Origin of the sequence: Vibrio sp. 10N.286.52.C3, from assembly GCF_041468865.1 — a bacterium.
Classification (GTDB): Bacteria; Pseudomonadota; Gammaproteobacteria; order Enterobacterales; family Vibrionaceae; genus Vibrio; species Vibrio crassostreae_C.
In genome coordinates, this window is record NZ_JBFRJM010000045.1 from 1 (window position 1) to 1,637 (window position 1,637).

Genomic DNA, 1,637 nt, shown 5'->3' on the forward strand with positions numbered 1-1,637 from the left:
CGGTGTTTTTCAAGGTAGTTGTCATCATTTGCTTACTTATTAAGCAGCTTCTCTTTCTGGATTTAGGTGAACGTCACCAACAGGTTCACAGTTTCTGATATCACCAGGCCAGCGTTCAGGGTTTAGCTCTTTTGCAGCGAGTAGTACCTCCGCTCGGCGCTTCAAGATCTCTTTATCTTTTCCATTGTGACGCTCTGAAGGCGTGACATAATTCAGCTTACTGTGCTTGTGCTCCGTGTTGTACCAGCGTACGAAGGCTTCAACCCAACTTCGACTACTGTCGATTGTTTCAAAGCCCTTTGTTGGCCAGCTTGGCATGTACTTTACCGTGCGGAACAATGACTCAACATACGGGTTATCATCACTGACTCTTGGGCGACTATACGATGAAGTAATACCTAACTCTTCCATTTTTGCTTTGAACGTCAACGACTTCATCGGCGCACCATTATCTGAGTGAAGAACCAGTGCTTGATTGAAGCACTGCTCTCGCATCAACGTTCGTTGCAGAAGTTGTGACGCTAGCTCACCGCATTCATGCTCATACACTTCATAACCAACAATTTTTCGACTGTAGATGTCCTCAATGACATACAGGTAATAGTGTTGGCCTCGAACCTTTGAAGGTAAGTAAGTGATATCCCACGTATAGACTTGGTTTGAGTCCGTCGCTGTGTAACTGGTTGGCTTCGCTTGCTTCTGTCTGCTCCGCTGACGACCTCGCTTGTGAAGTTGCCCCTGCGTACTCAGTACTCGATAGTAGCTCGACTCAGAGGCGATATACTCACCTCTATCAAGCAGTGTCGGGACGATTTGAGTTGGAGGCAAGCTTGCGAACTCAGAGCGGTTACACACCTCGACAATCGCATCACGCTCTTCCTGAGACAGCTTGTTAGCAGGCTCAGGTCTGATGCATATTGGCCTTTTGTCAGCTTGAACTTCTCCTTGCTGATACCAGCGACGATAGGTTCTCAAGTCAATTTGAACTTCATGGCAAGCTAGCTGTAAACGGCATCCGCATTGCTTCGCTTCAAGGATTAGAGTCACTATGGTCTGCCTTTCATCGGTTGAGGTTAGTCGTCCTCTGGCTCTTCCCCGTAAAAGGCTCTCAGCTTTTTTCTTAGTACCAAGAGGGCGGCCGTTTCAGCGAGTGCTTTTTCTTTGAGTCGTAAATCTTTCTTCAACTCTTTGATTTCAAGTTTGTCAGCTTTAGCCTGCTTCTTTGCTTCAGCTTCCTGCTCTTTACTCGACTTAAACCCTTGCATACATTCGCTGCGCCAACTTTGGATTTGTTCAGGGAAAAGACCTTTTTCACGACAATATTGGCTGAGTTCACTTTCGGTCATCGAGTAAGTCTCGGCAACAATGGCGAGTTTAGTTTGAGCAGACCACTGCTCTGATGAAGTGTTGCTATTTGGCACGGCGGCTCCTGAACCTCTGAGTTGCTGGCGCCAATGATACAGGGTCGCAGTGCTAATTCCTTCCTCTTCCGACACTTCTTTCACTGACATCGAATAGGGAGGTAATAGCTTCTTCAAGATAGCTTCTTTTCTTTCTACTGAGATACGAGACACAATTACTCTTTATCGCCCAAACTGGTTAAATTTTAACAGTGACAACTACCCTGCCAGATAGGG

General features: G+C 46.5%; 1 protein-coding gene. It reads right to left on the bottom strand.

Translation table 11 applies throughout. The features are described 5' to 3' along the window. Positions 1-39 precede the first annotated feature (39 nt). Positions 40-1,574, bottom strand: a protein-coding gene (locus tag AB4138_RS15755) for an IS3 family transposase (RefSeq protein WP_372179671.1) whose coding sequence is annotated in 2 segments (ribosomal slippage) — positions 40-1,121 and positions 1,121-1,574 — 1,536 coding nt in all. Because the reading frame shifts where the segments join, the coding sequence is not laid out codon by codon here. Positions 1,575-1,637 lie beyond the last annotated feature (63 nt).